At 55.1% G+C, this 24,661-nt stretch carries 23 protein-coding genes; 16 read left to right on the top strand and 7 right to left on the bottom strand.

All coding sequences use genetic code 11. The features are described from left to right. Positions 1-39 precede the first annotated feature (39 nt). Together motA and motB are read left to right on the top strand one after the other, a co-directional pair. Positions 40-891: a flagellar motor stator protein MotA gene (motA, locus tag CDH47_RS04470; RefSeq protein ID WP_100638771.1), complete on the top strand. Its 852-nt coding sequence runs from the start codon at positions 40-42 to the stop codon at positions 889-891. A gap of 25 nt (positions 892-916) precedes the next feature. Continuing rightward, positions 917-1,876, top strand: a complete 960-nt coding sequence (motB, locus tag CDH47_RS04475) for a flagellar motor protein MotB (protein ID WP_100638598.1) — start codon at positions 917-919, stop codon at positions 1,874-1,876. Positions 1,877-1,895: 19 nt separating this feature from the next. On the opposite strand, the gene rsgA is transcribed toward motB, so the two are convergent. Further along, a complete protein-coding gene (gene rsgA / locus CDH47_RS04480; RefSeq protein ID WP_100638599.1) occupies positions 1,896-2,951 on the bottom strand; it encodes a small ribosomal subunit biogenesis GTPase RsgA in 1,056 nt (351 codons plus the stop codon). A 317-nt stretch (positions 2,952-3,268) separates the two neighbouring features. On the opposite strand from rsgA, the gene orn reads away from it, so the two are divergent. Next, on the top strand, positions 3,269-3,811 hold the full coding sequence (gene orn / locus CDH47_RS04485; protein WP_100638600.1) for an oligoribonuclease: 543 nt from the start codon (positions 3,269-3,271) through the stop codon (positions 3,809-3,811). Between the two features lie 8 nt (positions 3,812-3,819). Here orn and queG read toward each other — a convergent pair whose 3' ends face one another. Next, complete coding sequence (gene queG / locus CDH47_RS04490) at positions 3,820-4,899, bottom strand: tRNA epoxyqueuosine(34) reductase QueG (protein WP_100638601.1); 1,080 nt, start codon at positions 4,897-4,899, stop codon at positions 3,820-3,822. Between the two features lie 147 nt (positions 4,900-5,046). Between queG and CDH47_RS04495 the strand changes: the two genes are divergently transcribed. The 11 genes from CDH47_RS04495 to CDH47_RS04545 all read left to right on the top strand — a co-directional run bounded on the left by CDH47_RS04495 (position 5,047) and on the right by CDH47_RS04545 (position 18,088). Further along, complete coding sequence (locus tag CDH47_RS04495) at positions 5,047-6,600, top strand: NAD(P)H-hydrate dehydratase (RefSeq protein WP_100638602.1); 1,554 nt, start codon at positions 5,047-5,049, stop codon at positions 6,598-6,600. After that, positions 6,597-7,094, top strand: a complete 498-nt coding sequence (gene tsaE / locus CDH47_RS04500; RefSeq protein WP_100638603.1) for a tRNA (adenosine(37)-N6)-threonylcarbamoyltransferase complex ATPase subunit type 1 TsaE — start codon at positions 6,597-6,599, stop codon at positions 7,092-7,094. The genes CDH47_RS04495 and tsaE overlap by 4 nt, the downstream gene beginning before the upstream one ends. A gap of 79 nt (positions 7,095-7,173) precedes the next feature. After that, on the top strand, positions 7,174-8,487 hold the full coding sequence (locus tag CDH47_RS04505; protein WP_193601573.1) for an N-acetylmuramoyl-L-alanine amidase: 1,314 nt from the start codon (positions 7,174-7,176) through the stop codon (positions 8,485-8,487). A gap of 20 nt (positions 8,488-8,507) precedes the next feature. Then, positions 8,508-10,421 carry a DNA mismatch repair endonuclease MutL gene (mutL, locus tag CDH47_RS04510; protein ID WP_100638604.1) on the top strand — a complete coding sequence of 638 codons (1,914 nt, stop codon included), beginning with the start codon at positions 8,508-8,510 and terminating at the stop codon, positions 10,419-10,421. Positions 10,422-10,483: 62 nt separating this feature from the next. Next, a complete protein-coding gene (gene miaA, locus CDH47_RS04515; RefSeq protein ID WP_100638773.1) occupies positions 10,484-11,479 on the top strand; it encodes a tRNA (adenosine(37)-N6)-dimethylallyltransferase MiaA in 996 nt (331 codons plus the stop codon). 40 nt (positions 11,480-11,519) lie between these two features. After that, a complete protein-coding gene (hfq, locus tag CDH47_RS04520) occupies positions 11,520-11,771 on the top strand; it encodes an RNA chaperone Hfq (RefSeq protein WP_100638605.1) in 252 nt (83 codons plus the stop codon). A gap of 116 nt (positions 11,772-11,887) precedes the next feature. Beyond that, the gene (gene hflX, locus CDH47_RS04525; protein ID WP_100638606.1) at positions 11,888-13,186 is read left to right on the top strand and encodes a ribosome rescue GTPase HflX; all 1,299 of its coding nucleotides are present in this window, start codon (positions 11,888-11,890) and stop codon (positions 13,184-13,186) included. An 81-nt stretch (positions 13,187-13,267) separates the two neighbouring features. Further along, entirely contained in the window at positions 13,268-14,458 is a 1,191-nt protein-coding gene (hflK, locus tag CDH47_RS04530; protein WP_100638607.1) for an FtsH protease activity modulator HflK, read from the top strand. Between the two features lie 2 nt (positions 14,459-14,460). Beyond that, positions 14,461-15,345: a protease modulator HflC gene (gene hflC, locus CDH47_RS04535; RefSeq protein WP_100638608.1), complete on the top strand. Its 885-nt coding sequence runs from the start codon at positions 14,461-14,463 to the stop codon at positions 15,343-15,345. Positions 15,346-15,523: 178 nt separating this feature from the next. Then, positions 15,524-16,705, top strand: a complete 1,182-nt coding sequence (locus tag CDH47_RS04540) for an ATP phosphoribosyltransferase regulatory subunit (protein WP_100638609.1) — start codon at positions 15,524-15,526, stop codon at positions 16,703-16,705. Positions 16,706-16,792: 87 nt separating this feature from the next. Beyond that, positions 16,793-18,088 (top strand): adenylosuccinate synthase, encoded by a 1,296-nt coding sequence (locus CDH47_RS04545; RefSeq protein ID WP_100638610.1) that lies wholly within the window; start codon positions 16,793-16,795, stop codon positions 18,086-18,088. Between the two features lie 58 nt (positions 18,089-18,146). On the opposite strand, the gene cmoB is transcribed toward CDH47_RS04545, so the two are convergent. From cmoB to CDH47_RS04565, 4 genes are read right to left on the bottom strand one after another with little or no spacing between them, the layout of a single operon-like run. Continuing rightward, positions 18,147-19,139: a tRNA 5-methoxyuridine(34)/uridine 5-oxyacetic acid(34) synthase CmoB gene (cmoB, locus tag CDH47_RS04550; RefSeq protein ID WP_100638611.1), complete on the bottom strand. Its 993-nt coding sequence runs from the start codon at positions 19,137-19,139 to the stop codon at positions 18,147-18,149. Positions 19,140-19,163: 24 nt separating this feature from the next. After that, positions 19,164-19,919 (bottom strand): carboxy-S-adenosyl-L-methionine synthase CmoA, encoded by a 756-nt coding sequence (gene cmoA, locus CDH47_RS04555; protein WP_100638612.1) that lies wholly within the window; start codon positions 19,917-19,919, stop codon positions 19,164-19,166. Then, positions 19,912-20,298 (bottom strand): PA3694 family proteiin, encoded by a 387-nt coding sequence (locus CDH47_RS04560; RefSeq protein ID WP_100638613.1) that lies wholly within the window; start codon positions 20,296-20,298, stop codon positions 19,912-19,914. The genes cmoA and CDH47_RS04560 overlap by 8 nt, the downstream gene beginning before the upstream one ends. A 30-nt stretch (positions 20,299-20,328) precedes the next feature. Continuing rightward, complete coding sequence (locus tag CDH47_RS04565) at positions 20,329-21,330, bottom strand: serine/threonine protein kinase (RefSeq protein WP_100638774.1); 1,002 nt, start codon at positions 21,328-21,330, stop codon at positions 20,329-20,331. 187 nt (positions 21,331-21,517) lie between these two features. Between CDH47_RS04565 and CDH47_RS04570 the strand changes: the two genes are divergently transcribed. Beyond that, positions 21,518-22,615: an NAD(P)/FAD-dependent oxidoreductase gene (locus CDH47_RS04570; protein ID WP_420843659.1), complete on the top strand. Its 1,098-nt coding sequence runs from the start codon at positions 21,518-21,520 to the stop codon at positions 22,613-22,615. 13 nt (positions 22,616-22,628) lie between these two features. Here CDH47_RS04570 and CDH47_RS04575 read toward each other — a convergent pair whose 3' ends face one another. Next, the gene (locus CDH47_RS04575) at positions 22,629-23,150 is read right to left on the bottom strand and encodes a ComF family protein (protein WP_239985563.1); all 522 of its coding nucleotides are present in this window, start codon (positions 23,148-23,150) and stop codon (positions 22,629-22,631) included. A 263-nt stretch (positions 23,151-23,413) separates the two neighbouring features. Here CDH47_RS04575 and bioB point away from each other — a divergent pair, with 263 nt between their 5' ends. Beyond that, positions 23,414-24,472 (top strand): biotin synthase BioB, encoded by a 1,059-nt coding sequence (bioB, locus tag CDH47_RS04580; protein ID WP_100638616.1) that lies wholly within the window; start codon positions 23,414-23,416, stop codon positions 24,470-24,472. Positions 24,473-24,661 lie beyond the last annotated feature (189 nt).

Raw genomic sequence — 24,661 nt, forward strand, 5'->3', positions numbered from 1 at the left:
ACTCGCCTGAAACCTCGATATAAGGCCTACTTTTTACCCATGCTACTTATTATTGGCTCAGTGATTGTTATTGCCAGTGTTCTGGGCGGTTACGTCCTCCACGGCGGTAATCTTATGGTGTTATGGCAGCCGACTGAGCTGCTCATCATCTTCGGCGCGGCGCTCGGCTCGTTCGTCATTGCCAACCCACTGCATACAGTAAAAGAAGTGTTCGCTGGTATCTTGCGCCTGCTGACCGGCTCTCCGTTCAATAAATCCTATTATATGGATTTACTGAGCTTGCTCTATGAGGTTTTTGATAAATCCCGCAAGCAGGGTGTTATGTCTATTGAAGAAGATATCGACAACCCCGACTCCAGTGAGATATTCAGCCGTTACCCGGCCATTATGAAATCACAGGCGCTGCTCGACTTTATTACTGATTACCTGCGTATCATCAGCGCCGGAAACATGGCCACCCATGAACTGGAGGGCATGATGGAAAATGAAATTGACAGCCGCCAGCAAGAACTTGAAGAGCCAGCCCATGCTGTAAACAAAATTGCAGACGCCTTACCGGGGCTTGGTATTGTGGCGGCAGTGCTTGGCATCGTTATCACCATGAACTTTCTCAGTGAAGGCCCCGAGCGCATTGGTTTGAGCGTGGCCGCCGCTTTGGTGGGCACCTTCATAGGTATCTGGATGGGCTATGGCTTTGTTGGGCCGACATCCATTGCCATGGAGCATTCTGCAAAGTACGAGCTCAAAGCCTACGAATGCGTGAAGTCTGCCATTGTTGCAACGGTTTCCGGACAGGCTCCGCAAATGGCCATTGAGTTTGGCCGAAAAGCCTTGCCTACAGACAAGCGCCCTGGATTCCAGGAGTTGAACGATCACGTGCGCTCTAAATAATACAGGCTAAGCCCGGAGCATATTTTTGGAACAGCAGCCGATCATCATCAAACGCAAGAAAGTTGTCGCCGCGGGCCATCACGGTGGCTCCTGGAAGGTCGCATTTGCCGACTTTGCAACCGCGATGATGGCCTTCTTTCTTGTGCTCTGGCTTACCGCAACCGCATCACCAGAGCAGATCAAAGCGGTGGAAGGTTATTTCCGCGACCCGGTCGGTTTTACAGAAGGCGGTACGCCAAACCCCGTGGACCTTGGGGGTAGCGCCTCTGTCATCAATGAAGCCAGCCCGGATGTAGAATCAAGCTCGGTCGTAATAGCGGATGAAGTGGTTGATACGCTGTCTGACACCCTCGAAAAGCGCCGCATGGAAGAGTTGTTTCAAGAGCTGAAGCAGCGAATTGAAGAAAACGAAACCCTGAAAGAGTTCAAAGACCAACTGCTGATCGATATCACGAATGAAGGGCTGCGGATCCAGATCGTAGACCGTTCTGGAAGGCCTATGTTCGACATCGGCAGGGCCGAATTGAAGTACTACTCACAGGAAATCCTGTTTGAGCTGGCGAAAACTCTTGGGGCAGTAGATAACAAACTCAGCATCACCGGCCATACAGACGCCACACCCTTCGGCGGCCGCCCCGGCTACACCAATTGGGAGCTCTCCGCAGACCGCGCCAACACCGCGCGCCGGGCACTGGTGGCCGGTGGCGTGCGCGCTGAACAAATCGCCAGGGTGGTGGGTTTGAGTGATTCAGTGCTGTTTGACCAGGATGAACCCACTGCGCCCATAAATCGCCGGATTTCCATTATCGTACTCAACAAGAAAACCGTGAGCAGCATCCACAGCAGTGCCAGCGCCAAGGGTGCGCCGCTGATTGACCTCACAGTGCCTTCGGAAGACGAACAGGAAAAGGCCATGGAAAAGCTGGAAAGCGGCGATTGGAAGAAAGAAAAAGAGGAACCCGCACCGGGCGAACTAAACTGGTAAGCCGCCCGGAGCCTGCTAGTCAGTCGGCTTTTAAACCCCGCGATTGCTGCTCCGCCATATCCTGAAGAATACGGTGAAAGCTGCGCCGCCGCTCCGGGCTGAGCGCGCCCGACTCCACTGCTGCATCAATGGCACACCCCGGATCACCCATGTGCCTGCAGTTTCGGAACTTGCAGTAACCCATCACCTCACGAATCTCACGAAACCCGTACTCAATCTCCTGTGGCGTCATGTGCCAAAGGCCAAACTCCCGAATCCCTGGCGAATCAATCAAATCGCCACCCATAGGCAAATGGAATAGTTTCGCCGTTGTAGTGGTGTGAATACCCTTGCCCGTGCTCTCAGAAACCGCCCCCACCCGAATCGCCTCATCTGGCATCAGCGTTTGAATAATCGACGACTTACCAACCCCCGACTGACCTACAAACGCACTGGTCTTGCCCTTGACTAACGCCTCAACCTCCGGCGAAGGCCCACCATCGAACTGCATTGCAGACGTGCGTACAACCTCATAACCCAGAGCGGAATAACGCGCCAACAGCGCATCAATCTGCTCCCGGTTCTCATCCGTAATCAAATCCGTCTTGTTCAGCAGAATCACCGCTGGAATATCCGTGGTTTCAGAAGCCACCAGATACCGGTCAATCAAATTGTCATGGGGCTCCGGCTCCGGCGCAATCACCAGAATAATATGATCAATGTTCGCCGCAACCGGCTTAACCGCCCCAAAATTGTCTGGCCGCTGCAGCAGATTCTCCCGCTCAAGACGGGCAACAATCACCCCGGTTTCGTTCTTGCCAGGCCGCCAGACAACACGGTCACCCGTCACCAGGCTGTCGATATTTGCCCGCACAAAACAGCGCACAACATCACCTTTGTGCTCACCCTCCAGCGCTTCCACATCCAGCTGCTGCCCGTAGTGAGCAATGATTAAACCCTCTTGCTCCGGCCCCAGTTCCCCAGCATCAGCCTGCGCCTGAACCGACTTCTCCTTGCGAGCTGCACGGGCCGCACGTTCCTCCTGAATCTTCTTGATCCGGAATTGCTGTTGCTTGTTCAGTTGCCGTTTTGCCATAAAGTCTCTGTTAACACGGATGTAAGTGGTGGAGTTGCTGTGCCATCATACGGGAATAAAGATTGTGCGGCTTTAACTCAGCCGATTTATAGAATATACATCACCGAGTTTCCGGACAGCGGCTCGCCTCGCGAGAGTACTTGAATCATCCGGAATATATCACCGAGTTCAGATGTGGAATGGCCGCCTTGCTTTCTGGGAATGCCGGCGGCCAAGGATGGCCGACGACAAGCGCACATGGATGTGCTCGTAGCGGTTCCCAGAAAGCAAGGCGGCCATTCCACCCACTCCAAAGCTAAATGGTTGAGGGAAAAAGAATGTCAGCAGGCACCCCCCTGGTATGGATCGATCTGGAAATGACCGGCCTTGACCCGGAAAAAGAACGCATCATAGAAATGGCCACCATCATCACCGACTCAGAACTCAACCTGATCGCCGAAGGCCCAGTCATCGCAATCAACCAACCTGACAGCTTGCTCGAAGCCATGGACGAATGGTGCACTCGCACCCACGGCGAAAGCGGCCTCACCAAGCGCGTTCAGGAAAGCAAAGTCTCAGAAGCCGAAGCCGAGCAACAAACCATCGCCTTCCTCAAAGACCACATGGAAAAAGGTCAATCCCCCCTGTGCGGTAACAGCATCGGCCAGGATCGCCGTTTCCTCGTGAAATACATGCCAGAGCTGGAAGACTTCTTCCACTACCGCAATCTGGACGTCTCCACCGTAAAAGAACTGGCCCGCCGCTGGCGCCCAGACGTACTCGAAGGTGTTAAAAAGAAAGGCAGCCACCTGGCCCTGGACGACATTCGCGACTCCATCGAAGAACTGCGCCACTACCGCGAACACTTCTTCAAACTGTAACCTTCAGGCTATAAGCCGTGCCGGGCCAATGCCCACTGAATATGCTCGCGGACCATCTCCGAAGGATAGTCCGCGCGCTGTTTAAGCGCCTCAATAACCGGAATGGTAGAAGGCGCATTTCCAAGCCCAACCGCCAAATTCCGCAGCCAGCCCTCATAACCTGTACGGCGAATAGCCGATCCTTCGGTACGCTTCAGAAACTGCTCCTCAGTCCATAAAAACAGCTCCGCCAAAGAACTATTGTTCAGGCCATGCCGCGGCTGAAAATCATCCTCTTGCGTCGGCTTCTTGAACTTCTGCCAAGGACACACCAACTGACAGTCATCACAGCCAAAAACACGGTTGCCCATGGGGGCTCTCAAATCTTCTGGAATGCTGCCTTTCAGCTCAATGGTGAGATAGCTGATGCAGCGCCGGGCATCCAGTACACGAGCGTCCACGAACGCATTGGTTGGGCACATATCCAGGCAGGCAGAGCAGCTGCCGCAATGATCAGTTTCAAACGCAGGGTCTACCGGCAGTGGGGCGCTGGTGAAGATTTCCCCCAGAAAAAAGAAAGAGCCCGCTTTCGGATGAATCAGCATATTGTTCTTGCCGATCCAGCCCAGACCCGCTCGTTGCGCGAGTGCTCTCTCCAGCACAGGCGCACTGTCCACAAAGGCGCGATGATCATAGCCACTCACCACGTCGTCAATTTTCTTGGCCAGAGTCGCCAACCGCTTCCGGATCAGCTTGTGATAGTCACGGCCAAGGGCGTAGCGAGTAATATAGGCGCCTTCCCGGTTAGTAAGCGCTTCTTTTGGGCTGTCCGGTGTAGGCATGTAATCCATGCGTACAGAGATAACCCGAGTGGTTCCGGGCACCAAAGACTTGGGGGTATAGCGTTTATCCCCGTGGTGGCCCATGTATTCCATCTCGCCCTGATAGCCTTTGTCCAGCCAGTCCTTCAGGCGTTGTGCATGCTCTCCGGTATCGGCAGTTGTAATACCTGCATCCGAAAAGCCGAGTTCTTTCGCCCATTGGCGGATAAGTGCCGGTAAATCAGCCAGTTCCGATGTGGGTGAAATGTCTGTTTCAGATGTGCTCATAAATCTCGCTGGTGTGCCCGCCACGCGGGAGCTTGGCGAACAGATATTTAATTTGATTAAGTTATGACCTTTTCCATGATTTTGCTATGCTTTACAGATAGCTGGCCAATTTTCTTAAACCGGTTTCTGTAACGGGGGCAAAGGCTCATGCCACAGCACGCTGGAGGCAGTTTATCAGATGCGCTGTTTTCCGCCGATTCTGTCCGTCGCATCGATCAGCATATTATTGAACAACTGGGTGTTGATGGGTTCGACCTGATGCAATCCGCCGCCCGTGCGGCCTTCCGCAGGCTGGCGCTGCGCTGGCCCGGCGTTGAACCCATGCTGGTGCTTTGTGGCGCCGGCAATAACGGCGGCGATGGCTACCTGATAGCGGCCCATGCGGTGCGCCACGGGTTAAAAGTGCACTGTGTTGCGGTGGCACCCGCGGAGAAATTGAGTGGAGATGCCCTCAAGGCCTGGAAAAAGGCGGTTGCCGACGGTGTCGAAGTGCGGGAATTGGCAGATACTGGCGAGCCGGAACTGGACGCCCTGTTTGAAAGCTCCGGGTTGATTGTTGACGCCATGCTGGGTACCGGTGTTTCCGGCGCTCCCAGAGAGCCGTTTGCAGGCATTATCGTGCGTAGCAACCGTGCCGGGCTTCCTGTACTGGCAGTTGATCTGCCATCCGGCTTGAATGCCAGCACAGGCGCAGCTGAAGGTGAGGTGATGCAAGCCAGCATGACCGTTACGTTTATCGGTCGCAAGGCAGGACTGCATACCGGGCAGGGTGCTGCGGTGTGTGGTGATGTGGTGTTTGAGGCATTGAATACAGACACACGCGCTGGCGAAACCCCAGTGGCCTTGCTGCGGAGCTGGAAATCTGTGCAGGGTTGGCTGCCCAAGCGCCCTGCCAATGCCCACAAAGGGCGCTTCGGGCATGTTCTGGTAGTGGCGGGCGACCGGGGGTTTGGTGGTGCGGGCATAATGGCGGCAGAAGCTGCCGCCCGCTCTGGTGCCGGCTTGGTTTCTCTGGCCACGCGCCCTGAGCATGTCACTGCAGCGTTGGCGCGCTGTCCATCAGTTATGGTTCACGGGCTGACACATGGTTCGGAATTGCCGCCGTTGCTTGCTGCGGCAACGGTCGTCGTATGCGGGCCAGGTATGGGGCAGAGCGCATGGGGGCAGCAAATGCTTCAGCAGGTGGTGGAGAGCGGCAAGCCCCGCGTACTGGATGCAGATGCCCTCAACCTGCTTTCAACCCGAGCGGCTGTGCCGGCCAACAATCAGATTTTGACGCCACACCCGGGTGAGGCGGCCAGGCTGCTTGATTGCTTGATTGCGGAAGTAGAAGCAGATCGTCTTACCGCAGCCAAAAAACTGCAGTCCCTCTATGGTGGTGCTGTCTTGCTCAAGGGGGCCGGGACGATTATCGCCCACGGTGAGGCGGCAGTGGATATTGCCGGTGGCAGCAACCCTGGTATGGCGACCGGGGGTATGGGAGATGTCTTGTCGGGAATCATTGGTGCCCTTTATGCCCAGATGCCAGAGTCATTGGCACAAGTTGCTGCAATGGGGGCAGTTGTGCACCTGGAGGCCGCTGCCAGAGCATCTGTCCATAAAGGATATATGGGTTTAATACCCACAGATGTAATCGATGCGTTGCCGCACGTGTTTCGGGATGCAGAGTTAGCCCGTAATCGGGGCGAGGAGCAGGAATGAGCATTTTCGGGAACGAGCGTAGATTGTTTCTCGACGGAGAGGCCGAGACGGAAAGGCTGGGCAGCGAACTTGCTCGCCTGGCAAAGGAGTCGGGTCAAGGGTTGACCGTATTTCTTGAGGGGGATCTGGGAATGGGTAAAACCACCCTCAGTCGCGGAGTTATCCGGGCACTCGGGCATGAAGGTTCTGTAAAGAGCCCGACCTATACGCTGGTTGAGCCATACGAAGAATTGATCCCGCCAGCCTATCATTTTGATCTCTATCGTTTGGGCGACCCGGAAGAGCTGGAATACATGGGTATCCGGGACTATTTCACCGGTGAGAGTATTTGTCTTATTGAATGGCCGGAACGTGGCGAAGGTTTGTTGCCGGATCCGGATCTTGAAATCCACCTGGAAAACCAGGGTGAAGGCCGGTCGGCGGTTGTCCGGGCGCGTTCTGAGCTGGGTGCTTCGTTCTTGAACGAGTTGGAACTGATCGGGCCGGATCATTAACTGGCCAAAACTGGATAAACAGGCAAGCTGTATGAAAAAACACAAGCTGATGATAAACCTGGCGGCGGCTCTGGCATCCATGTGGCTGCTGATAGCATCCATGCAGGCTCAGGCAGGCACACGGGTGGAAGGTATTCGAATCTGGCCGGCTCCGGACCATACTCGCCTGGTGCTGGATACTGAAGGCAAGGTCGAGCACAAGATGTTCGCACTAACCAATCCTTCGCGGTTGGTCGTTGATCTGAAAAACACCCGTCTGAAAACCGATTTTGACAAGGTTGACCTGTCTGGTAGCCCAATTCGCCGTATTCGCAGCGCGCCGCGCAATGGGACAGATCTGAGGGTGGTTCTTGATCTTGCCAGTGATATCAAGCCCAGAAGCTTCCAGCTTGAGCCTAACCAACAGTATGGCCACCGACTGGTTCTGGATCTTGTTGACGAGAACGGCACTCGTCTGGAAAAAGCAGCCAAGCCAACCGTAACCCAGAATACTGGAGCCAAGCGGGACGTCGTTGTGGTTATTGATGCGGGCCATGGAGGTGAAGACCCGGGCGCCATTGGGCCAAGGGGTACCCGGGAAAAAGATGTGGTGCTCAAAATGGCTCATATCCTTAAGGAAATGATCGACAAACAGCCTGGCTATACCGCCAAGCTTACCCGTACCGGGGATTATTATATCGGCCTGCGGGATAGAACCATCCTGGCCCGCAAGTACAGTGCCGACTTGTTCGTATCTGTGCATGCTGATGCTTTCCGTACGCCAAAACCCAAAGGCGCGTCAGTGTTTGCGCTTTCTCAGCGTGGTGCAACCAGTGAGACGGCGCTCTGGCTGGCGCAAAGTGAAAACCGGTCTGATCTGATTGGGGGTACCGGAGGGGTCTCTCTCGACGGTCGTGACGACATGCTGGCGGGAGTGCTGCTTGATCTCTCCATGACCGCCAGCATTAACGCCAGTCTGGGCGTGGGCAGCTCGATACTGGGCAAGCTCAGCGGTGTGGCGCACTTGCACAAACCCGGTGTGGAGCAGGCAGCATTTGCGGTTCTCAAGTCACCGGATATTCCCTCCATTCTTGTAGAGGCGGGCTTCATATCCAATCCGCAGGAAGAGAAAAACCTGTCGACCGACTGGTATCGCAAGAAGCTTGCAGCCGCGATAGTGAGAGGTATCGATGAGTACTTTCAGAAAACACCTCCACCGGGCACCTTGCTGGCATGGCAGAAGCAGAACCGCAAGGGTGATGCGCGTGTTAGCCAGTATCGGGTTCGCAGTGGCGACACCCTGTCCGGGGTAGCGCGAGACAACCAGACAACCGTCAGCGAACTCATGCAGTTTAACGGCCTGAGGGATGACCGTGTTATGGTGGGCCAAACCATTCGTATTCCCGCATCCTGAACAAGAGGTAGTCCCGAAACATGCCCTCCATCCGATTACTCTCGCCGCGGCTGGCAAACCAGATTGCCGCCGGCGAGGTGGTTGAGCGCCCTGCATCTGTCGTCAAAGAACTTGTTGAAAACGCACTCGACGCGGGAGCTGACCGCGTTGAAGTAGAGATAGAGCAGGGCGGTGTAAAGCTGATCCGGGTTCGTGATGACGGCTGCGGCATTGCGGAAGGTGATCTGCCTCTGGCCCTCAGTCGCCACGCTACCAGCAAAATAGCCAGCCTTGATGACCTGGAGTCCGTGGCTTCCCTGGGGTTCAGGGGTGAAGCTCTGGCCAGTATCAGTTCAGTATCACGTCTCACGCTGACCTCGCGTACCGAAGGTCAGGAGGCTGCGTCCAGGGTAGAGGTTGAGGGTCGTGATATGGATGCCCTGATCTCACCGGCAGCGCATCCTGTTGGAACCACCGTTGAAGTCCGGGATCTGTTTTTCAACACACCGGCACGGCGCAAGTTCCTGCGCACCGAAAAAACCGAGTTTAACCATGTAGAAGAAAGCGTGCGCCGCCAGGCTCTGAGTCGGTTTGATGCAGGTTTCACCTTGCGTCATAACCAGAGAGTTGTGCATAACCTGCGACCAGCTGAGTCCATGCTCGACAAAGAGCGCCGCATTGGCGCCCTGTGCGGGCAGAAGTTTATCGACAGTGCTGTAGTGATTGATGCCGAGGCCACAGGTTTGAGGCTTTGGGGCTGGGTTGCACTGCCTACCTTTTCTCGTAGCCAGGCCGATCTGCAGTATTTCTTTGTTAATGGTCGGGTAATCCGTGATCGCCTGGTTGCCCATGCTGTGCGCCAGGCTTATCGTGATGTGCTTTACAACAACCGCCACTCGGCGTTTGTTCTTTACCTGGAGGTTGACCCGGCTTCTGTTGATGTAAACGTGCACCCTACAAAGCACGAAGTGCGTTTCCGTGATGGGCGCCTGGTGCACGACTTCATCTTTCGCACGCTGCATAAAGCGCTGGCTGATGTGAGGCCGGACGATCACTTCCGTGGTGCGGTGGCGCAGTCATTTGGCCGGGAAACTGCGGGGCAGAATGAAGCGGTGGGTGCGGGTCAAAGCCCTGCACAGCAACAACAGCCCTGGAGCGGGCAGTCTGCAGCGCCCTCTGCTGGTGGGGCTGCTTCTGCCTCCGGGTTTATGGGGCGGGCAGCATCGCAGCAAGAGTGGCAGGCCAGTGATCAAATGGCTTTTTATAACTCGCTTGGGGGTGGCGGCGGGAGCGCGCGGCAAGAACCGGCATCGTTTGATGACAAGCCGGTTATGCCACTGGGTCAAGCAGCACATGCGGACGGCAATGATGAGCCGCCTCTGGGGTATGCCATAGCCCAATTGCATGGAATATACATTCTGGCCCAAGGCAGTGCCGGGATGATCGTTGTTGATATGCATGCAGCTCATGAGCGCATTACATACGAACGTATGAAGCGAGCATTGGCAGACCAGGATCTCAAAAGCCAGCCGCTGCTGGTACCTTTGTCTCTCTCTGTCAGTCAAAAGGAAGCGGCGCTGGCTGAGACTCACGGCATTGAGTTGCAACAACTTGGGTTACAGATTGAGCGTATCGGGCCAGAAACCCTGGCCATCAGGCAGGTGCCTGCACTGTTGCGAGGGGCGGATACTGAGCAGCTTGTCAGAGATGTGCTGTCTGACTTGATTGAGCACGGCCAAAGCGATCGGGTCGAAGCCGTTACCCACGAACTGTTGGGAACTATGGCCTGCCATGGTTCAGTAAGAGCCAACAGGCAGCTTACTATTCCTGAAATGAACTCCCTGCTGCGGGATATGGAAGCCACAGAGCGCAGTGGTCAGTGTAATCACGGGCGCCCCACCTGGACGCTGGTTACCCTGGCGGAGCTGGACAAGCTGTTTCTGCGAGGGCGCTAAAGTTGCCATTGAAAAGCCAAACTGAAAGCCCTGAAGCCAGCAAACCACCCGCCATCTTTTTGATGGGGCCGACAGCGTCGGGTAAAACTGACCTGGCTATGGCGCTCTGCGATCGGCTGCCGTGTGACATTATCAGCGTTGACTCAGCGATGATCTACCGGGGAATGGATATAGGCACAGCCAAGCCTACTGCGAAAGAGCTGGCGCGGGCTCCGCACAGGCTCATCGATATCTGCGATCCGGCCGAAACATACTCTGCTGCCGATTTTCGCCGGGATGCGCTGGTTGAAATGGATCGAATTTCCCGTGCTGGTCGTATACCACTGCTGGTAGGCGGCACAATGATGTATTTCAAGGCATTGCTGCACGGGATGTCCGGGCTGCCTTCTGCCAACCTGGAGCTTCGCAAAACCCTGGAAACAGAAGCAAACCAACGCGGATGGCCCGCATTGTATGAAGAGCTTCGGGCCAGGGATCCGATGGCGGCGAAACTGATTCACCCGAACAATCGTCAACGGCTTTTAAGGGCCCTTGAGGTTATCCGCCTGACAGGTCGGCCAATTTCAGCTTTCTGGGAGGCTGATGGCAGCCAAGTGTCGCAGCAAGATGCCAGTGGCCAAGGTATTGAGGATTACACCTACTATACTCAATGGCAGGCAGACGAAACTTCATCGCTTCCGTATACTGTGGCACAGCTTGCTATAGCGCCTCCGGAGAGGCGTGTGCTGCATGAGCGAATAGCGCGTCGGTTCCTGAATATGCTGGAAGAAGGATTTCTGGACGAAGTTCGGGGCCTGATGGCCAGAGGTGATTTGCACCTTGACCTTCCTTCCATGCGATGTGTTGGATATCGCCAGGCATGGTCTTATCTGGCTGGCGAAGATGATTATGACGTATTTGTAAGCAAAGGCGTTGCGGCCACCCGACAGCTGGCCAAGCGGCAGCTCACATGGCTTCGGAAGTGGTCTGATTTGAACTGGCTGGACAGTGAAGACGAGAATATCGTTGAAGTAGCCTTGAAAAACATCAGACATCACACCACATTTAGCATTGATTAATGACGATCTGCACCCACTTGAAAAAAACAGGAGAACACACATGTCAAAAGGGCACTCGTTACAAGACCCTTACCTTAACGCCTTACGCAAGGAGCGCATTCCGGTATCCATCTTTCTGGTTAACGGTATCAAACTGCAAGGGCAGGTAGAGTCTTTTGACCAATTTGTGATTTTGCTGAAAAATACTGTCAGCCAGATGGTTTACAAGCACGCAATCTCTACTGTTGTACCTGCCCGGAATGTTCGCCTTCCCCAGCAGAACCCGGCGGGAGAGGATGAGCCTGAAGACTGATTTGTCCGGGTTTCCGGTGTTGTCACCCGCGTTCCTGACGAGCCATGGCGTTCCGAGGGCCGCGGGTGTTTGTTTTTATAATTCTAATAAACCGATTCTAGCGGAGTTGATGCCCATTGTTTGATCGCCCGGATGTAGGTGAGCGAGCGATACTCGTACACATCGAATTTTCTTCTCACGACGGCACTGAAGATCCGGATGAGTTCCGGGAGCTTGTGATGTCTGCTGGGGTAGAGGCAGTTGGAACTGTAACCGGTACCCGCAAACAGCCCAGCCCGAGACTTTTTGTAGGCGAGGGTAAGCTCGAAGAGATACAAGCTGCTGTAGCGCTGCATGAGGCCGATGTTGTTCTGTTTAATCATGCCCTCAGCCCCAGTCAGGAACGAAATATTGAGCGAGAGCTCAAATGCCGCGTGCTGGATCGTACAGGTGTAATTCTTGATATTTTTGCTCAGCGCGCCCGCACTCATGAAGGCAAACTGCAGGTAGAATTGGCGCAACTCGACCACATGTCAACGCGATTGATTCGGGGCTGGACCCACCTTGAGCGCCAGGGTGGCGGAATTGGTCTTCGCGGTCCGGGTGAAACCCAGCTCGAAACCGACCGCCGACTGCTACGCGAACGAATGAAGTCTATCCACAAACGACTCGAGAAGGTTCGCAAACAGCGAAACCAGGGTCGCCGCGCTCGCAAACGTGCTGATATTCCAACGGTGTCGTTGGTCGGCTATACCAACGCCGGCAAATCCACTCTTTTTAACCGGATTACCACGTCGTCCGTTTACGCCGCGGACAAGTTGTTCGCAACTCTGGATCCAACCATACGGCGTTTGGAACTTCCCGATATCGGCCCGGTCGTAATGGCGGATACTGTAGGTTTTATCCGGCACTTGCCCCACAAGTTGGTCGAAGCATTTCGTGCGACTCTGGAAGAGACCACCGAAGCAACTATTTTGCTGCATGTTGTGGATAGCCATGACAGTCGGCGCGATGAAAACATTGAACAGGTTGAAGACGTGCTGGCGGAAATCGGTGCCGATGAGATACCTGTACTGCAAGTGTTCAACAAAATCGACCTGCTGGACAACTTTGCACCGCGGGTTGAGCGTAATGAGGACGGTGTACCTGTTCGGGTCTGGGTGTCCGCGGTTACGGGTGAGGGCCTGGATGGTCTTTACGATGCAATCGTTGAGCGGCTGGCTGAGGATGTTGTTCATCACTTTGTTCTGCTCGGGCCTGCCGATGGTAAGCTCCGGGCGCTCCTGCACGAGGCTGGATCTGTGCTTAGTGAAGACCACCGTGAAACCGGGGAGACCGTACTTGAAATTCGATTGCAATATCGGGACTGGATGCAGCTTCTGAGCCGCGCCGAAATGACTGAAGAAACGGTGCGCCTGGATGAAGGGCAAGCCTGAAACCATGCAAGCTATTGCCGGGACGAAGATAAATCCCTAGTATTTGCAGCCATTCGATATCTTAGGAACTTGGAGAGCACTATGGCCTGGAATGAACCGGGTGGAAACCGCAACGATAATGACCCCTGGGGAACTGGTGGTCGTCGCGGTAATGATCAAGGACCACCTGATCTTGATGAGGCGCTGAAGAAAGGCCTCGACAAGCTTAATAAAATGCTGGGTGGCAAAGGTAAAAAGTCTGGCGGCGACGGCGGCAGTGCTGGTTCAGGCGGAGCCGGCGGTTTTGGTGCCGTTCTCGCGCTAGCTGCCATTCTTGTTTTGGGTTATGTGATTTTTCAATCGTTCTATACGGTCGACGAGCAGGAGCGCGCGGTTGTTTTGCGGTTTGGGGAGTATGCCAAAACTGAAAACCCCGGCTTGAGGTTCAAGGTACCGCTGATTGATGACGTGACCAAAGTACGCGTGACCAACGTCAGAACGGCCCAGTCCAGCGGCCAGATGCTGACTCAGGACGAGAACCTGGTCACCGTCGATTTGCAGGTTCAGTACCGTGTGAACGACGCCCGGGATTACGTGCTGAATGTTCGGGATTCCAACCAGGCGTTGGCATTTGCAACAGATAGTGCACTGCGTCACGAGGTGGGCAGTTCATCCCTTGATGATGTGCTAACTGAAGGTCGTGCAGAGCTGGCGGTTCGAGTTGAACAGCGGCTGCAAGGGTTTCTTCAGGAATACGGAACCGGCCTTGAAATTGTCCGGGTAAACGTTGAGAGCACGCAGCCACCGGCGGCGGTGCAGGATGCGTTCCGTGAAGTACAAAGAGCTCGTGAAGACGAGCAGCGGGTTAAGGAAGAGGCAGAAACCTACCGTAACAAGGTGGTTCCTGAGGCTCGTGGTCAGGCCCAGCGCATGATTGAAGAAGCGAGTGCTTACAAGCAGGAAGTTATCGAGCGTGCCCGTGGTGAAACTGCGCGTTTCCTCGAGTTGTTGGCCGTGTACCAGATGGCGCCCGGAGTGACTCGAGAGCGTATGTATTTGCAGACGTTGGAAAATGTTCTGTCCAGCAGCAGCAAGATCCTGGTGGACACAGAGAGCAGCGGCAACATGATGTATTTGCCTCTTGATCGGTTTGCCCAGGGCGGCACTTTGCCGCGTAGCGGGAATCAGTCTTCTGGTGCCAGTGGTGGTCAGACAGACATACAAGCACTGACGGATCGCGTTATTCAGGAATTGCGAACCAGGCAGGATACGAATGTTAGGAGGAGCAGATAATTATGGGACCTAAAGGTGTAGTGGGCCTTGCAGGCGCCCTGATTGTTGTCCTGCTTGTACTGTCGAGTGTGTTTATTATTCCTGAAACCCACCGCGGCGTGATGCTGAGGTTTGGTGAACTGGTTGAAACCGATATCCAGGCGGGTATTCACTTCAAAGTGCCGGTGATCGATCAGGTTCGGGAGTTTGATATCCGCGTGCTGACCATGGATCTGCCCTCAAGGCAGTATCTGACGGTTGAAAAGAAGCCGCTGGACGTTACCTCCTACATCGCCTGGAAGATCCGCGATGTGGATCAGTTCTACCGGGCAACTGGTGGGGACGAGTTCCGTGCTCAGTCGCTGTTGTTGTCCCGGGTGGATAATGGTCTGCGTGATGAATTTGGCGTGCGCACCATGCACGAGGTTGTGTCGGGTCAACGTGACGAGCTAATGCATACGCTGCGTGATCGGGTAAACGAAACGTCTGTGACAGAATTCGGGATTGACGTGAAAGACATTCGGGTCAAAGCTATCGAATTCCCGGGACAGGTCAGCGAAAACGTCTATCGCCGCATGGCAACAGAGCGTGAGAAGCTGGCTCAGGAATTCCGTTCCCGTGGTCGTGAACTGGCAGAAGGTATTCGGGCAGACGCAGATCGGCAGAAGACTGTGACGCTTGCAGAAGCATTTGCTTCTTCCGAAACAACTCGCGGTGAAGGGGATGGTGAGGCTGCGCGCATCTACGCGGATGCCTACGGTTCCAACCCGGAGTTTTACAGCTTCTACCGAAGCCTTCAGGCTTACCGCAACACCTTTTCGAACAAAGATGACATCATGGTTATAGATTCCAACAGTGAATTCATGAAGTTTCTTAATGATTCCAAAGGTGCAAACGTAGCGCAGTAAACACTGGCCGCAGTTAAAAACCGGGATACTCAGGTATTCCGGTTTTTTTGTGCCTGCCAACAGTGTAAAATCCCTCAGGTTTTGGTTCGGGTTTTTCTGCCCCGAGTGTCACCTTAAAAAACCTGCACGCTTCTTTCGCAATGAAAACAGGCTTGTGCGGGATGGACAACGGAATCTCATGACAGTATCTGATCGCTGGTTACTGCCGGACGGGGTGGAAGATATCTTGCCACCACTGGCCGGACAGATAGAATCCCTGCGCCGGGATGTAATGAATACCTGCCAGCGCTGGGGCTACCAACTGGTAATCCCACCGCTCATTGAATACGTCGAATCCCTGTTTACCGGAACCGGACACGATCTGGAGCTGCAAACCTTCAAGCTGACTGATCAGCTGACAGGGCGCATGATGGGTGTTCGGGCCGATATGACTCCCCAGGCGGCGCGCATTGACGCTCACACCCTGGGGCAGGAAGGGATCACACGCCTGTGTTATGCCGGGCATGTGCTGCATACCCGCCCCAAACATATGCTCGCGGGGCGTACGCCTATTCAGGCTGGCTGTGAATTGTTCGGTAGTGCCTCTGAATCGGCCGACCTGGAAGTTATCAGTTTGATGCTGGAGGCGCTTCGCGTTGCTGGCTTGTCTCGTGTTCACCTGGATCTGGCGCACGTCGCCATCTATGAAAGCCTGATCGGTGAGGCTGAGTTTGATCGGGACACAAGTGCGGCAATCTTTGATGCCATGGCGCGCAAATCGGTCCCTGAGCTGGACAAATTACTCGGCGACTGCCCTGATGGTTCAGCCGGTGCTCGCCTTAGGGAGCTCGCCCGGGTCAGCGGCGGTGCGGAAGCACTGACTGAAGCTCGCAGAATTCTGAGCGGCGCTTCCAGCAATCTGAGCGCCGCGCTGGACCAGCTTGGCCGGGTTGCCGAAATGCTTGAGAGAGATTATCCCGAGGTCAGCTTCGGGTTCGATTTTTGCGAACTGCGTGGCTATAACTATCACACAGGCTTGGTGTTTGCGGCTTATGTGCCGGGCCATGGTGACTCGATTGGCAAGGGTGGTCGTTATGATGCCATTGGCAGTGATTTTGGTCGTGCCCGCCCCGCCACAGGTTTCAGCCTTGATATTCGGGCATTGGTGAGTTTGGGTGAGCGCCCGGCCAGGCCTCGTCGAGCAGTGTGGGCGCCTGCAGAAAAAGATGCAGCGCTGGAACAGGCGATATCCGAATTGAGAAAAACGGAAACTGTTATCCGGGCACTGCCGGAAGACACAGAGGCAGATCCCTCTACCCGGGGATGTGACCGGAAGCTGGTAAAACAGGGTGAACGTTGGGTCGTACAGGGGCTGGGTTGATCCCGGCGGACTGCTACGAACACATGAAGGTACATTTGCCAAATTTGCGAGACGCACGTCTTAATGTGTGCGCATTGAGAGAGAATCATGGGTAAAAACGTTGTTGTGCTGGGCACCCAGTGGGGTGATGAAGGCAAGGGTAAGATCGTCGACCTGCTGACTGAAAAGGTCGCAGCGGTGGTTCGTTTTCAGGGAGGCCACAACGCCGGTCATACTCTGGTGATCGATGGCAAGAAAACGGCTTTGCATCTGATTCCCTCCGGTATTCTCCGGCAGAACGTTCAGTGCTTGATTGGCAATGGTGTTGTGCTGTCACCGGAGGCCTTGCTTAAGGAAGTTCGGGGGCTGGAGGCCTCTGGCGTTAATGTTCGCGAACGACTCCACATCAGCCTGGCTTGCCCGATTATTCTGCGTACCCATGTGCGTATCGACCAGGCTCGTGAGCGTGCCAAAGGTAATGACAAGATCGGTACCACTGGGCGCGGAATAGGCCCAGCTTATGAAGACAAGGTTTCTCGTCGCGGCGTTCGTCTTGGGGATCTTCACAATCCGGTAGACTTCGAAGAGAAACTACGGGAGTTAATGGTTTATCACAACTTCGTACTGACAGAGTATTTCAAGGAAGAAGCCGAAGACATAGACGCGGCCCTGGAAGATCTGATGGAAATGGGCAAGGAAATTCTGCCCATGGCAGCCGATGTTACAGATCTGCTTCACGGCTACCGCAAGCGTGGTGAAGACATCATGTTCGAAGGCGCCCAGGGCTCCTTGCTGGACATAGATTTGGGAACCTATCCGTTCGTGACATCTTCCAATACCACCGCTGGTGGCACAGCTACAGGTTCGGGGTTCGGCCCCTTGTATCTGGATTACGTGCTGGGAATTACCAAAGCCTATACCACTCGTGTGGGTGCAGGCCCTTTCCCGACAGAGCTTTTTGATGACACGGGTGAATACCTGGCAGTTAAAGGTAATGAGGTTGGTACGACAACGGGTCGTTCACGCCGGTGTGGTTGGTTTGATGCGGTCGCAGTACATCATGCCATTGAGATTAACAGTGTGTCGGGTATTTGCCTGACGAAACTGGATGTACTTGATGGCTTGGAGACCGTTAAGGTCTGCGTAGGCTACAAAACGCCTGACGGTGAAATGACCCGCCCACCCATCGGGTGTGACAGTTACACAAATATTGAGCCGGTATACGTTGAGCTACCCGGTTGGAGCGAGAGCACTGTCGGGCTGACTGAGTTGGATCAGTTGCCGGAAAATGCCAGAGCTTACATCAAGTTCCTGGAAGAACAGATTGATGCGCCCATTGACATCATCTCCACCGGCCCTGACCGGATTGAGACCATTACCCTACGCCATCCGTTTGATGAGTAAGTGGTAAACCATTGAAAAAAACCGCCCTGCCTTCATTGGTACGGCGGTTTTTTTATTGTCAGGGTTTCTCGGCAACGATGGTGGCGCGCTTGGGGCCAGGGTAGCCTTCAATGGTTTTTGTAGGGTCTTCCGGATCGAGAAAATCCTGAAGGGAGTTGAAGCGCATCCAGTCTGTACTGCGTTGTTCTTCGGTGGTGGTTTCGGATACATCCACCACACGAGCGTCGCGATAACCGGTGCGATCCAGCCAACGCAGAAGCGTGTCGCAGCTTGGTAAAAACCACACGTTCCGCATTTGCCCGTAGCGATCTTCCGGCATCAAACTGTAGCCCTCAGGGCCATCCACAACAAGAGTTTCCAGCACTAACTGGCCGCCTCGACGTAGCGTGCCTTTCAGCTCCAACAGGTGGTCGAGAGGTGATCGGCGATGGTAGAGAACGCCCATTGAGAAGGTGGTGTCAAAACTTTCAAGCCCTTCTGGCAGGTCTTCCATGCGTATGGGTAGCAGATCGATGGGGGCTTCGCCCACATAGCGCTTCACGCTCAGGAACTGGAACATGAACAACAGCCCCGGATCTATGCCAATCACACGCCTGGCCCCCTCGCCCAGCATTCGCCAGCAGTGATAACCAGAGCCGCAGCCAACGTCCAGAATGCGCCGGCCAGAGAGATCCGCAAGATAGGGTGAGACCCTGTCCCACTTCCAGTCTGAGCGCCATTCGGTATCAATATGGGTGCCGAAGAAATCGAAGGGCCCTTTGCGCCAAGGCATCAGACCCCTTAACCCGTTTTCAAGCGCCAGTTGCTGAACGGCGTCCAGACTCGTGGGGGAGCTGAGGCTAATCGCAGAGGCGTTGAGGTCTGACGTTGTACCGGGGATATCCGGAAGGCTATTCATTGCTGAATTCCAGCGCCCGAGATCACCGTGGGGGTTGTCGTCAAAACGATGGGCCAGCTGGGCTTTGATAATTTTTGCCCAATTACTTTCGCCCGTACTTTCCAGTTCTGCAAGCAGCTGCCCAAAACAGCTGCGCCAGTCAAAATGCGCCATGGTCTGCCTGTTCTGCCAGTTTGTTCAGTCGGCCTTGATGGCCAGCATGGATACGAAGTTGAAACACTGGTACCAGACCAGTACGCGATCAAAGCCTGAATCCAGCAGGCGCAGCCTGTGGGCGTTCAGGGTTTCCGGAATCAAAACCTGCTCAATAGCGCTGCGCTTCTGGCTGATTTCCAGGTCAGAGTAGCCGTTAGCGCGCTTGAACTCATGATGCAGGCGGGTCTGAGTGTTTTGTTCATCTTCTGATTCGAAGCGGATTTTCTCCGAGAGGATCAGCACACCGCCTGGCCTTGTGGCCTTTGCGATCCGGCTTAACAGGGCGCTGCGCTCCTCAGGGGGTACAAATTGCAGGGTAAAGTTTAGGGTTGTGACCGAGGCATCGGAGAGTTCCGTGTCCTGAATGTTTTCGCAGCGCAGATTCACAGGAAGTGTGTGATCGTCCAGCGCAATGTAGTGCTCGCAACGCTCGATCATGGCTGGGGAATTATCAATGCCCACCAAGGTGCAGTCGCCAAAGGGAATACCATGGCGCATTGCCAGTGTTGAAGCACCAAGGGAGCAGCCCAGGTCATAACAGTTGGAGCCGGGCTGGGCGTACTGCTCGGTGATCACTTCGATCATCGGGATGATGGTAGTGTAGCCAGGCACTGAGCGCCGGATCATGTCCGGGAAAACACGGGCTACAGCGGCGTCAAAACGAAAATCCTCCGGTTGCCGTTCTGTCGCGAACAGGCGGTCCGTCAGGGTTTCTGTCGGTTGCTCGCGTTTACTCATTGCCGGCCTCCCTGGCTGGCACAGCTGGTTGCTCAGGCTCTGGAAGTGCAGCCGGAGCAGTCGGTGAGGGGCGGTAACAGCGCACGCCACGGTTCTTGTAATCCACAAGAATGCCTCGGAAAGATGGATCTGTATCGGCCGCTATGGCCATGTAGCCATTCTCGCAAACTGCATGGAGTTCCGAGGCTTTTGGGGACATGCGGAAGGTTTCTCCCGGCGTGATGTGAATCGCCTTGAAGTCACCCACCGGCACATGATCCTTGTTGTCCGAATGCTTGATGCTTCCGCTCAGTTCCAGCACAAGTACGGTGCCGACAATGGCGACCAGGGCGGTCACGAAAAGACTGCGGATAGTGTAGCGGGCCTCATTCTGGCTCATGCCTACCTCGTTTCGAGTGTGAGTGGGTGGTCAGTATTGACCAGGAAGTGTGATCGAAGGTGCCTGAAGAGCGGCCAGTTGTTCGCGCAAGGACAAAATTTGATCCGACCAGAATCTGGGTTGGCCAAACCAGGGGAAAAAGCGTGGAAACGCAGGGTCGTCCCAACGCTTTGCCAGCCAGGCGCAGTGGCTGATCTGGCGGTAACAGCGCAGGGGTTCAATCAAATGTCGCTCACGGCGGTTGAAATCGCGAAAGGTTTCATAGCCTTCCAATAATTCGCCCAACTGTGCCCCGCGCTCGTGATCCTCGCCATTCAGTAGCAGCCACATATCTTGCATGGCAGGGCCGGAGCGACAGTCGTCGAGATCCACAAACAGCATCTGCTCGTCCCGGCATAGTATGTTTCCGGCGTGGCAGTCGCCGTGCAGGCGCAAGGTTTCAACGTCGCCAGCATCTTCAATACGGGCGCGGCAGTGGTTTAACAGATCCGGAATCAGGCTGTCCCATGCGGGCCGCAGATCCTTGGGAATCCAGTCGCCTTCGAGTAAAAGCTGGTTGCTTGCTTCAATGCCATCCATAGGCGACAGGGCCACGCGATGACGAAAGGGCTTGAGTGCGCCAATGTTGTGAATCTGGCCGAGCCATTGCCCAAGCCGGTAAAGGGTATCGGTAACGCTGGTATCCGGGGCTTGCCCGCCACGCTGGTTAAATACGGCGAACATGAAATCACCATGTTTCCCAAGCGTGTCGCCAGATGGCATTACCAGTGGTGCTACTACAGGAATGTCGGCGGCCAGCAATTCACGGGTAAACTCATGCTCTTCCAGTACCTGCGCTTCTGTCCAGCGGCCGGGGCGATAGAACTTGGCGATCACCGGGGCGCCGTCATCCAGCCCTACCTGATACACCCGGTTTTCATAGCTGTTCAGGGCAAACAGGCGGCCACTTACCGCGAAACCGGCATCTTCCATGGCATCCAGAATTGCGTCCGGTGTCAGGGTTTCGTATGGATGGGCTGATACGTTCATCATAAGGTGAGGCCAAACGTTGAAAATATTGGGCTCAAGTATACCTGCTTGGCAGCGCCCCCGTAATGAGGTTCGAGATGTTTCCGCAGGTTCCTGCATACCCGGGTTTGGGTTAACTTAGGCGCTTAGGGTTCCCTCATGCGGGACACGGTTAGTAGACAGGGAGCAGCTTGAGCCAGTGACTAATGATGTGATGGAAGTAGGTACTTTGGTGATCGGGGCCGGAGTCGTCGGTTTGGCTGTGGCCCGAACACTGGCTAAGGCAGGCCACGAGGTGGTTGTGCTGGAGGCTGGAGATTGTTTTGGCGAAGGTATCTCGTCCCGAAACAGCGAAGTGATTCATGCCGGGATCTATTACCCTGAGAGCTCCCTTAAAGCCCGGCTTTGTGTCGAAGGTCGCAGGCAGTTGTACGAATATTGTGAGCGCCGCAAGGTTGGGCACCAAAAGTGTGGCAAATGGATTGTTGCTACCAATGAGGCACAAAGCTCTGGACTTGAAAGTATTCAGGCCCGCGCGTCAGCCAACGGTGTGCCTTTGCAATTGTGGGACGGGCCCAGCGTTGCGCGGCAACTACCAGAGGCTCGCAGCAACGCCGGGCTCTGGTCGCCAGAAACCGGCATAGTAGACACCCACGGCCTTATGCTCGCGCTGCTGGGTGAGCTGGAAGATGCGGGTGGCTCGCTGGCGCTGCGCTCACCGGTTGAGCGCATAGAGTCAGTGGCCGGTGCCCACCTTGTGCAGGTTGGAGGCGCCGCCCCATGCATGCTCAAGGCCCGGAACCTTATTAATGCAGCTGGCCTGGGGGCAGTGCCGTTAACTCGTAACTGGCACGGGCTTCCCGATTCGCAGAGGCCGACGCAGTGGTTCGCCCGGGGGGTCTATTTCAGTTATAGCGGCCGCCACCCTTTCAGCAATTTGATCTACCCGGTGCCGGAACCGGGTGGCTTGGGCGTTCATCTCACCCTGGATCTTGCCGGCCAGGCCCGCTTTGGCCCGGATGTGGAATGGATTGAGCGTGAAGAGTACGGGGTTGATCCTGAACGGGTGAATGCCTTTGTGGCGGGCATCCGGCAGTGGTGGCCCGGCCTTGAGGCTGAACGGCTGCAGCCAGCTTATGCGGGCATCCGGCCAAAACTGAAAGATGCAGAGGGTGGTTTTTTCGATTTCAGGATTGATGGCCCTCAAGAGCACGGTATTCCGGGGCTGGTAAACCTGTTTGGCATTGAGTCGCCGGGCCTGACATCCTGTTTGGCTATTGCTGATTTGGTGAAGGACAAACTGATTTAACGGTCAGGCGGCTTCATCCTGGCGTTCTGGCCAAGGCCCAAATCTGAATCTCCTTGGCACCTGCGTCCCGCAACACTGATGCAAGCACTCTTACGGTTGCACCGGTAGTGACCACGTCATCCACTATGGCAACTCTCTCTGGCACCGGCCCACACACTGTAAACACGCCGCGCAGGTTTGCCAGCCGGGCCTCTCTGCTCAACCCGCGCTGAGCTTGCACCTTGCGCACACGCTTGACTGCGCTCGCACTCACCGGAATATCCAAAGCGTGCCCCAGCTTTTCGGCAATGTCCCGGGCCTGGTTGAAGCCACGTTCACGCCGGCGCGCCGGAAGCATCGGTGAGGGAATTAGCAACTCTGGTTTGTCGTCGCTTCTGTTCTGGAATGCGGATTCAAGATGGCTTGTAAGGCCCGCAATCAGTGGCCGTGCGAACTTGAGCTGGCCATGATATTTGTACCGGCTGATCATTCCGTCGACCGGATACTGGTAACGCCAGGGGATAAGTGATCGATCAAAGGGGGGTGGCGATGCCAAGCAGCCACCACAAATATGCTCGTTCCCCGCGTACGACATTGGTAGGGCGCAACAGCGACAGTGCCATTGGTTAACCGGTAGGTCGGCCCGGCAAAATTCACATAAGCCATTGTTGGCATTGGAAGAAAGGCAGCCAACGCAGTGGCCTTTGGTTTTTTCGCTGTTAACCATTAGTGACTTTAAGGTTGACAGCCAGCTCAGTCCCTTTATCATCTGATTCATCCGTAAACCCAGATACCGAAAAAGGTTAACAGGACTTCTGCATGACTGCCACCGCATTACGCCACGATTGGACCCTTCAGGAAGCGCGCTCACTTTTCGAACTTCCGTTTAATGACTTGTTGTTCCGCGCTCAGACGGTGCATCGACAGAATTTTGATCCCAATGAGGTGCAGGTAAGCACTTTGCTTTCCATCAAAACAGGGGCTTGCCCGGAAGATTGCAAATACTGCCCCCAGAGCGGTCATTACAACACCGGGTTGGAGAAGGAAAAACTGCTGGAGTTGGAAAAGGTGGTCGCAGAGGCCCGCGCTGCCCGGGAAAAAGGCGCATCACGCTTTTGCATGGGTGCTGCGTGGCGCAGCCCGACGGTGAAGGATATGCCTTATGTTCTGGATATGGTTCGGGAGGTGAAATCGCTAGGCCTGGAAACCTGCATGACGCTGGGTATGTTGAAGCCGGAGCAGGCGGAAGAGCTGGCGGAGGCCGGTCTGGATTATTACAACCATAACCTGGATACCTCCGAGAAGTATTACAGCCACATCATTACGACTCGTACCTATCAGGACCGATTGGATACGCTGGAAAACGTGCGTAACGCCGGTATGAAGGTGTGCTGTGGCGGCATTATGGGCATGGGGGAAGATGAGGATGATCGGGTTGGCATGTTGGTTCAATTGGCGAACCTGCCGCAGCATCCTGAAAGTGTGCCGGTGAATATGCTGGTGAAGGTGAAGGGCACCCCCATGGAGGATGTGGAGGGTCTGGATCCGTTTGAGTTTATTCGTGTGCTTGCGGTGGCTCGCATCATGATGCCGGCGTCTCATGTGCGTTTGTCTGCGGGTCGGGAGACGATGAATGAGCAGATGCAGGCGTTGTGTTTTCTGGCTGGGGCGAATTCGATTTTCTATGGCGAGAAGCTGCTGACGACTTCAAATCCGGAGGCGGATGCGGATATGGCGTTGTTCCGGCGTTTGGGTATTCGGCCGGAGAAGCGGGAGCAGTGTGCTTCTGAGGCGCAGGATGAGGAGGCGATTGTCGACGCTTTGGAGTATGAGGCTAATCGGCATTTGTTTTATGACGCTTCTTTGGAGTCCGCTTAGCATTATTGGGCGGAAGCGACGTGCGGGCGGCTTGCTCCGGGATACGCTACGAGCACCCCTTGCGGGGTCCGGCCAGCAATCACAGATTGCTGTCGTTCGGCTGCACATGAAGCTGCGCTTCATAAGCGTTTGCCTCACCCATGTGCGCTTGTTTCGGGCCGTCCTTGGCCCTCTACAATCCCGGAGCAA

It is taken from the genome of Marinobacter salexigens, from assembly GCF_002806945.1.
Lineage (GTDB): Bacteria > Pseudomonadota > Gammaproteobacteria > Pseudomonadales > Oleiphilaceae > Marinobacter > Marinobacter salexigens.

Excerpts from the sequence above, each read along its gene's own strand:
- bioB (WP_100638616.1), top strand. The coding sequence starts at position 23,414 with ATGACTGCCACCGCATTACGCCACGATTGGACCCTTCAGGAAGCGCGC.
- hflC (WP_100638608.1), top strand. The coding sequence starts at position 14,461 with ATGGGACCTAAAGGTGTAGTGGGCCTTGCAGGCGCCCTGATTGTTGTC.
- queG (WP_100638601.1), bottom strand. The coding sequence starts at position 4,899 with ATGAGCACATCTGAAACAGACATTTCACCCACATCGGAACTGGCTGAT.
- CDH47_RS04560 (WP_100638613.1), bottom strand. The coding sequence starts at position 20,298 with ATGAGCCAGAATGAGGCCCGCTACACTATCCGCAGTCTTTTCGTGACC.
- tsaE (WP_100638603.1), top strand. The coding sequence starts at position 6,597 with ATGAGCATTTTCGGGAACGAGCGTAGATTGTTTCTCGACGGAGAGGCC.
- rsgA (WP_100638599.1), bottom strand. The coding sequence starts at position 2,951 with ATGGCAAAACGGCAACTGAACAAGCAACAGCAATTCCGGATCAAGAAG.
- cmoB (WP_100638611.1), bottom strand. The coding sequence starts at position 19,139 with ATGGCGCATTTTGACTGGCGCAGCTGTTTTGGGCAGCTGCTTGCAGAA.
- CDH47_RS04545 (WP_100638610.1), top strand. The coding sequence starts at position 16,793 with ATGGGTAAAAACGTTGTTGTGCTGGGCACCCAGTGGGGTGATGAAGGC.
- CDH47_RS04495 (WP_100638602.1), top strand. The coding sequence starts at position 5,047 with ATGCCACAGCACGCTGGAGGCAGTTTATCAGATGCGCTGTTTTCCGCC.
- orn (WP_100638600.1), top strand. The coding sequence starts at position 3,269 with ATGTCAGCAGGCACCCCCCTGGTATGGATCGATCTGGAAATGACCGGC.
- CDH47_RS04505 (WP_193601573.1), top strand. The coding sequence starts at position 7,174 with ATGTGGCTGCTGATAGCATCCATGCAGGCTCAGGCAGGCACACGGGTG.
- CDH47_RS04540 (WP_100638609.1), top strand. The coding sequence starts at position 15,524 with ATGACAGTATCTGATCGCTGGTTACTGCCGGACGGGGTGGAAGATATC.
- mutL (WP_100638604.1), top strand. The coding sequence starts at position 8,508 with ATGCCCTCCATCCGATTACTCTCGCCGCGGCTGGCAAACCAGATTGCC.
- miaA (WP_100638773.1), top strand. The coding sequence starts at position 10,484 with ATGGGGCCGACAGCGTCGGGTAAAACTGACCTGGCTATGGCGCTCTGC.
- CDH47_RS04565 (WP_100638774.1), bottom strand. The coding sequence starts at position 21,330 with ATGATGAACGTATCAGCCCATCCATACGAAACCCTGACACCGGACGCA.
- hflK (WP_100638607.1), top strand. The coding sequence starts at position 13,268 with ATGGCCTGGAATGAACCGGGTGGAAACCGCAACGATAATGACCCCTGG.
- hfq (WP_100638605.1), top strand. The coding sequence starts at position 11,520 with ATGTCAAAAGGGCACTCGTTACAAGACCCTTACCTTAACGCCTTACGC.
- cmoA (WP_100638612.1), bottom strand. The coding sequence starts at position 19,919 with ATGAGTAAACGCGAGCAACCGACAGAAACCCTGACGGACCGCCTGTTC.
- motA (WP_100638771.1), top strand. The coding sequence starts at position 40 with ATGCTACTTATTATTGGCTCAGTGATTGTTATTGCCAGTGTTCTGGGC.